Origin of the sequence: Arcobacter sp. s6, assembly GCF_040884245.1 — a bacterium.
Lineage (GTDB): Bacteria > Campylobacterota > Campylobacteria > Campylobacterales > Arcobacteraceae > Aliarcobacter.
Map to the genome: position 1 here is coordinate 68,092 of NZ_JBEVTN010000021.1, position 7,702 is coordinate 75,793.

Here is a 7,702-nt window from a genome sequence, read left to right on the forward strand (position 1 = left end):
TATATATCCTAATATTTTTATTACTATATCAATATTATAGTTTAGAAGTGTGAAATCAGTGAGTTTTTTTAATAATTTAGAGATTTAATTTTAATATACGGAGGAAAATTCCCCCGTAAAAAATGTAGAATTATTTTGCAGTCATATATTTCGGTAAGTATTGTACAATTTCAGGAAAAAATGTGATTAAAACAACAGCCACAATCATCAATAGGAAAAATGGTAAAGTTGCTTTTAATATATACTCTATTTTTTCACCACTTATACTTTGTATTACAAATAATGAAAAACCAACAGGTGGAGTTATTTGAGATAATTCAACCATAAATACTAAGAAAATACCAAACCATAAAGGATCAAAACCAGCCATTACAATAATTGGTAAAACTATAGGCAAAGTCATAACAACGATAGAAATACCATCAAGAATCATTCCTAAAATAATATACATAATTCCAATTATTAAAATAAGCATCATAGGACTTAAACCTAATGTTCCTATAAACTCACTAATTGCTCTAGCAATTCCTAAAAATCCTACAACTTGAGATAGAAATCCAGCTCCTACAATTATAAAACTTATCATAATAGAAGTTTTTATAGTATTTAATAAAGCATTTTTCATAACTTCAAAAGTAAAGCTTTTAAAATAAATTGCTAGAACAACTGCACCTAAAACACCTAAAGAAGCAGCTTCAGTTGGAGTTGCAAGACCTCCATAAATAGATCCTAAAACAACAAGTATTAAAGAAAATACTGGAAATAAATCTTTTAAAGAATGAATATAATCATTCTTTGTATATTTAACTTCTTCTTCTGGAACTACGCTTTTATCAATACCAGATATAATCATTATATAAATTGAATAAAGTGTTGCAAGTAATAATCCAGGTAATATTCCAGCCATAAAAAGCTTACCTATTGATACATTTGATAATACACCATAAATAATCATAATAAGTGAAGGAGGAATTAAAAATCCTAATGTTCCACTTCCTGCTAATGAGCCAATAGCAAGCGATTTTGAATAACCTCTTTTTTTAAGTTCATCAAGTGTTATTTTTCCAACAGTAGCAGTCGTTGCAGAACTTGATCCTGATATTGCTGCAAAAAGTGAACATGCTGCAACATTTACATGAAGAAGCTTTCCCGGAATAAAATTCAACCAAGGAGTTAAACCATTTAAAAGTCGTGTTGAAATTGATGATTTATATAGTATCTCACCCATTAAAATAAATATTGGCAAGGCTGCTAGTGACCATGAATTTAATGAATCATACATAGATGAAGCTAATAAATCTCCAATTTTATCAAAAATTGAAATAACAGGTGGAAGATTATTTTCAAATATCAACATACCTACAATACCAGTTAAAAGAAGTGAAGCTCCAATCCAAATAGAAGATAAAAGAAACACAAACATAAAAAAAATAAGAACAATTGATAAAATTAAAGGATCAGATATCATTTTTCATTCCTTTAATAACAAAAATTAAAACACTTAGTATAAATAAACTCAAACCCAATGGCATAACTAATTGTGTTAAATATAATGGTGTTTGAGATACTGATTCAGAAAGCATTTGCATTTCATATGAGTCAAAGGTAAATAAAACTGTTCTATAAAAAGCAAAAGATAAAACAATAATTGTAATAATTCCAGCAAATATATCAATAAATCTATTTGATTTTTTACTCATTCTTGACGTTAAAATGTTGATTCTAATATGAGCATCTTCTTTAAAAGCATAAGATAAACCTAAAAATACTGAAGCTAGAAATAAATATCCACTATACTCATCTGCAATCAATGTAGACATATTAAAAAAATATCGAATAAAAATTTCTGTTAATATCAATAAAACCAATGAAACTAATAAAAGTGAAGATAAATAAGCACCCCATAAAGAGAGCTTATTTACCAAATTATAAAATGTTTTCATAATTTATCTTCTATATTCTTCAAATATTTTTTTTGTTTCATCATCTGCATCAGCTAAATATTCTACTAACATTTTATCAGCAACAGCTGATAGTTCTTTTTTCAAAGTTTCATTTGCTTCTGAAATCACCATTCCATTTTGAGCCATAGTATCAAGGGCATCTTTATCTTCACCTTTTACTACTGACCATTGTTCTTTTTCAATTTCTGCTGCTGCTTTTAACATTGCATCTTGTTGAGTTTTATCTAAAGAATTCCAAAAATCAAGATTTATAGTAACTGCTTGTAAAGGATAGGCATAACTAATTTTCGTAAAGTCCGTTAATACTTCCCAAAACTTACCATCTTTCCCAGAAGTTGAAGATGTGATAACCGAATCAACCATTCCAGTTCTAAGTGCAGAATAAACTTCTCCCCAAGGAAGAGCAACTGCATTTCCACCTACCATATTTACAAAATCTGCTGAATTTTTATCATAAGTTCTTGTTTTTACACCTTTAAAACCTTCTATTGATTCAAGTTTTTTATTTCCATAAAATCCTGAAGCTGGCCATGTAACAGAATAAAGAAGTTTTTGATTCCATTTTTTAGCAGTATTTTCATAAGCTGGTTTTGCAATTTGATAAAGTTTAAATGCATCCTCATATGATTGAGCAATAAAAGGTAAGGCAGAAATTCCAAATACTTTACCTCCTCCTGCAGTAAAAGGTATAAACATATCAGCCATTGCAACTGTTCCATCTTTTACTGCTTTTAAAGGATTTCCTTTTATTAAAGAAGAACCTGGATGAACTGTAATATCTACACTTCCTTTAGTATAATCTTTTACTAATGAAGCAAATTTTTCGCTTCCTTTTGTATGAAAATGATTTGCACTTTCTCTCTCATTTAAATTCATTTTTACATCTGATGCAAACACTGAACCTACAAGTGAAGCGATTAATAGACAATTTTTTAACATTTTAAACTCCTTAGTTTTTATATGAAGACATCATAATAATTCTAAGTGAGTAAGAGGTGAGTTTTTTTATATATTTTAGAAATTTGCTAGCTTATATCCCTCTTGTGGTACATTTGTGATTAAATCAATAGGCAATCTTTGTCTTAATTCTTTTATGAAAGTTTTTAAAGCACTCATACTCATAGATTTATCTTTCCAAATATATTCTTCTATTGTTTCATAACTTAAAACTCTATTTCTATTTTCATGAAGTAGCAACAAAAAATCTTTATCTCTTTTTCTTAATATAACAAGCTCATCTTTATAATACAGCTCTCTTTGTTTCGTATTAAAATAAATATCTTCAGTAAATTTAATTTTAGTTTCCAGCTTATCTCCGAAAGCTTTTACAATACCATTTAATAAACTCTCAGAAACTACAGGTTTTAAAATATAGTGATTAATATTTAAGTTTATTAAACTTAAAAGATACTCTTCACTTGAATAAGCAGTTAGCATGATTACAATTATTGCTAAATCGTTTTTTCTAATATCTGTAATTAATTCAATACCATTTTTTTTAGGCATTTCAATATCAGAAATTATAATAGTTGGTTTATGCTCATAATATAAGGCATAAGCATCATCCGCATTTGATGCTTCATAAACATCAGCAAAATAATACTTTAAAGTATTAACTAATCTTTTTCTAATACCATCTTCATCTTCAACACATAAAACTGTGTAATTTTTTAATTGTTCTACAATATCACTCATTGTAAGCCTTGATTTTTACTTTAAAAATAGCACCATCATCTACATTTTCAACACTAAGTTCTCCACCCATATTTTTCTCAATAATCATTTTTGACATATAAAGACCAAGTCCGGTTCCTTGTAAACTACTTTTTGTAGTGAAATATGGTTCAAAAATCAAATCTATATATTCATTTTCTACCCCACCTGCATTATCTTTTATTGTAACAATTGCATAAGTATCTATGTAGTCTACTTCTAAATTAATCGTTGGATTTTTTATCTCTCTTTGAATTAAAGCATCTTTAGCATTTGACATAAGATTTAATAACACTTGAGCAAATTCTCTTTTATATCCATATATTTCATAATTCATTTTTATATTATAATACAGATTAATATGATGATTTTTAACAGAAGCACTAATTAAAGAGATGGCTTCCATACACGAATCTTCAATATAAAAATGTACTTTCTTTTTATCAGGCTTAAAAAAATTCCTAAAATCATCTATTGTGTATGACATAAATTGTATAAGTTTATTTGAGTCATCAACTGATTCTTTTATCATCTTATCATCTACTTTTTTAAATTTTGAAGCGGTTTCTAACTCCATTAAAATTCCTGCGACTTCACTTAATGGCTGTCTCCATTGATGTGCAATCATAGAAAGCATTGTTCCCATTCTAGCAAGTCTTGATTGGTGAAGCATTGCTCTATCTTTTTTTTGAGCCTCTTCAATTGCAATTTGAATTTTTTCTTCTAAATTTTTATTTATATCTTCAAGTAAAAGCTCTTTTTTCTTCACGTTTTCTTGATATTTTTGAAATACTTCTGTAATTTTCTTTGACATAAGAAAAGATAATAAACTAATAATTAATATAACAAGAAAAGAAATAAATACAATCAATCTAACATATTTATCAATTTTTTCTTCTAATAACTTTTTATTTTCAAAGATAGATTTTTGAATATCATCAACATAAAGACCTGCACCAATTACCCAATTATATTTTTCATATAGTCTAAAAAAACCAAGTTTTTTTGAGAAATTAACTTCTCCTGGCTTTTGCCAAAAATATTCTATAAATACACCCTTTGGACTTTTTACTGTTTTGTCAATAAATTCTTTTGTTATAAAAGTTCCTATAGCATCTGTTAAATCAATATCATAAGTATTCAATCTATCTTGTCTAAAAGGATGGGCTTTTAAATAATAATTTGTATCATGTATCCAGATATATCCATGTTTTCCATAACGTATGGTTTCAGTAAATTTTAAAATCTCATTTTTTAATTCTTCCTCATTTAATTTTGTATTATGATTTACATGAAATTCTATGTAGTTGACAATATAATCCACCTCTTTTTTTAAAATATCTTCTTGTCTTTGAAGATACTCTTTTTCAAGCCTAATACTCTCTTCTTCAAAATAATTATATTGATTTTGTATAAAAAAATATATAGTGAAAAAAGCCACTAAAAAAACTGTAATAATAGGTGTTAAAATAATTAATTTTGGTATATTCTTTTCTGAAAACAAAAGTACTCCATTTTTTATTAATTAAATATATCTAAATCAAGTGAGATTAAAGTGAGTTTTTAATTATTTAACAAAAAATATTAATATATTAAATAACTCTAAATTTTAATATAAATAGGTTTATAATATGAATAAAATAGGTATTTATACTTAGAGTAGAAAAGGTGATAATGAAAAAAGAAAAAGCTATATGTAAAGATAAAATTGCAATTGATTTTAATGATGGCAAAGAGTTATTACAAGATTTAGGGAAAAGTGTAACCATTTTTGGAAGTGCTAGAACTTCAAGTAATGATAAATATGCAAAATTAGCAGAAAAATTAGCATTTAGACTTTCAAAAAAAAATATAAATGTAATTACAGGTGGTGGTAATGGAATTATGCAAGCTGCTAACAAAGGTGCTTTTGAAGCAAAAACTGCTGAATCTGTTGGACTTAGTATATATTTACCAAATGAAAAAACAAAAAATGAATACACTACGAAAAGTTTAACATTTAACTACTTTTTTTCAAGAAAATATATGCTAGTAAAATACTCAAAAGCATGTGTAATATTTCCGGGTGGATTTGGAACATTAGATGAGATGTTTGAGGTTTTAACCCTTACACAAACGGGTAAATTAAATGGTTTTAAAATTTATTTAGTGGGATGTGATTATTGGAAATATCTTATTAAATTTATAAAAAAATCTTTATATAAAGAAAATATGATAGATAAAGAAGATTTAGAAATTATCACTTTAACTGATAATATTAAATTAATAGAAAAAGAGATTGTGTTACTATAGACTTAAGTAATTGCATTAAAGATATAAAGGATAAAAGATATGAAAATCATTTTACTATTGACATTTTTTCTTACAATATTTTTATATGCACAAAATGATAAAAAAATTACCTTACAATTAAATTGGTTAAATCAATTCCAATTTGCTGGGTACTATATAGCAAAAGAAAAAGGTTTTTATAAAAATGTAAACTTAGATGTACAAATAAAAGAGTCCACTTTTAACACTGATGTAGTAAAAGAAATAGAAACAAAAAATGCGGAATTTGCAGTAGGAAGATCTTCATTAATAATTGAAAAAATAAATGGGAAAGATATTGTTACATTAAGTGCTATTTCTCAAGAATCTCCACTTATACTTTTAGTAAAAAAAGATTCAAACATAAATAGTGTAAAAGATTTAAAAAACAAAAAAATCATGATTACTCCCGATGCAAAATATTCAGCTCCAATTTTAGCAATGCTAAGTGCAAATGAGCTAACGAGCAATGATTTTACAGTAGTAAAACACTCTTTTGATATAAATGATTTAATTGAAGGAAATACTGATGCTATGGCTTCTTATATATCAAATGAACCTATCTCATTAAAAGAAAAAGGAATTGAATATACAATATTCAATCCTAAAGATTTCGGTTTTGATTTTTATAGTGATATTTTATTTAGCTCTTCAAAATTTATAAAAGATAACCCAAAACTTACAAAAGACTTTTATGAAGCAAGTTTAAAAGGTTGGAAATATGCCTTTGAAAACTTAGCAGAAACAGCTGAAATAATATATTCTAAATACAATACTCAAAATAAAACATATATTCATTTAATAAAAGAAGGTGAGGCTTTAAAAAAACTTGCATACACAGGAAATAATGAATTAGGAGAATTAAATGAAAATAAATTAAAAAATATAGTGAATGTTTTTAAATTATTTGGTTTAGTAAATAAAGATTTAAATCTAAAAGAGTTCATATATCATGAAAACCAATCCAAAATTATAAATCTTGAAATTTCAAAACAAGAAAAAAACATAGTTCTAACAATTTTAATCTCATTATTTACTATCTTTTTTTTAGTTATATTTTTATTAAGAAAAAATTCTCAAACAAAAGAACTTTTACACACTGTAATTAACTCTTCAGAGGATTTAATTTTTTATAAAAATTGTAAATTAAAATATATGGGTTGTAATAAAAGTTTTGAAAATTTAATTGGTAAAAAAGAAGCTGATATTATTGGCAAAGATGATTTTGAACTTTTTGAAAAAGATTTTGCTCAAATTTTTAGAAAAGAAGATTTTGAAGTTCTTGATAATGATAATTTAATTAAAACAAATGAATGGCTTATAGTTCAAAATAAAAGAATTCTTTTACAAACAAAAAAAATACCTTTTAAATACAAGAATAAGAAAAAAATAGGAATCTTAGGCATTTCAAGAGATATAACAAGTTTGTATGAAATTCAAAAGAAGTTAAAAGAACAAGCCTATTATGATGAACTTACAAAAATATTTAACAGAAAAGCTTATAATGAAAAAATTCAAGAAAAATTTGATTTATATGATAGATATAAAACTGATTTTACAATAGCTATGTATGATTTAGATAATTTCAAAAATATAAATGACACATATGGGCATGAAATAGGAGATAATGTTTTAATAGAAACTACAAATGAAGTAAAATCAATTATTAGAAAAACTGACTTTTTATTTAGAATTGGGGGAGAAGAGTTTGTTAT

At 25.6% G+C, this 7,702-nt stretch carries 7 protein-coding genes; 2 read left to right on the plus strand and 5 right to left on the minus strand.

The window, feature by feature from the left end:
• Window positions 1-130 precede the first annotated feature (130 nt).
• From ABVS04_RS13400 to ABVS04_RS13420, 5 genes are all read right to left on the minus strand, one after another.
• Entirely contained in the window at window positions 131-1,468 is a 1,338-nt protein-coding gene (locus ABVS04_RS13400) for a TRAP transporter large permease (protein WP_368031261.1), read from the minus strand.
• Complete coding sequence (locus ABVS04_RS13405) at window positions 1,458-1,943, minus strand: TRAP transporter small permease subunit (RefSeq protein WP_368031262.1); 486 nt, start codon at window positions 1,941-1,943, stop codon at window positions 1,458-1,460. The genes ABVS04_RS13400 and ABVS04_RS13405 overlap by 11 nt, the downstream gene beginning before the upstream one ends.
• A 3-nt stretch (window positions 1,944-1,946) precedes the next feature.
• The gene (locus ABVS04_RS13410) at window positions 1,947-2,903 is read right to left on the minus strand and encodes a TRAP transporter substrate-binding protein (protein ID WP_368031263.1); all 957 of its coding nucleotides are present in this window, start codon (window positions 2,901-2,903) and stop codon (window positions 1,947-1,949) included.
• A 75-nt stretch (window positions 2,904-2,978) separates the two neighbouring features.
• Window positions 2,979-3,659 (minus strand): response regulator transcription factor, encoded by a 681-nt coding sequence (locus ABVS04_RS13415; protein ID WP_368031264.1) that lies wholly within the window; start codon window positions 3,657-3,659, stop codon window positions 2,979-2,981.
• Window positions 3,652-5,181, minus strand: a complete 1,530-nt coding sequence (locus ABVS04_RS13420; RefSeq protein WP_368031265.1) for a cache domain-containing protein — start codon at window positions 5,179-5,181, stop codon at window positions 3,652-3,654. The genes ABVS04_RS13415 and ABVS04_RS13420 overlap by 8 nt, the downstream gene beginning before the upstream one ends.
• A gap of 170 nt (window positions 5,182-5,351) precedes the next feature.
• On the opposite strand from ABVS04_RS13420, the gene ABVS04_RS13425 reads away from it, so the two are divergent.
• Together ABVS04_RS13425 and ABVS04_RS13430 are read left to right on the plus strand one after the other, a co-directional pair.
• The gene (locus tag ABVS04_RS13425; protein WP_368031266.1) at window positions 5,352-5,969 is read left to right on the plus strand and encodes a TIGR00730 family Rossman fold protein; all 618 of its coding nucleotides are present in this window, start codon (window positions 5,352-5,354) and stop codon (window positions 5,967-5,969) included.
• A gap of 39 nt (window positions 5,970-6,008) precedes the next feature.
• Window positions 6,009-7,702: ABC transporter substrate-binding protein (locus ABVS04_RS13430; protein WP_368031267.1), on the plus strand; the 1,694-nt coding region annotated here is incomplete at its 3' end.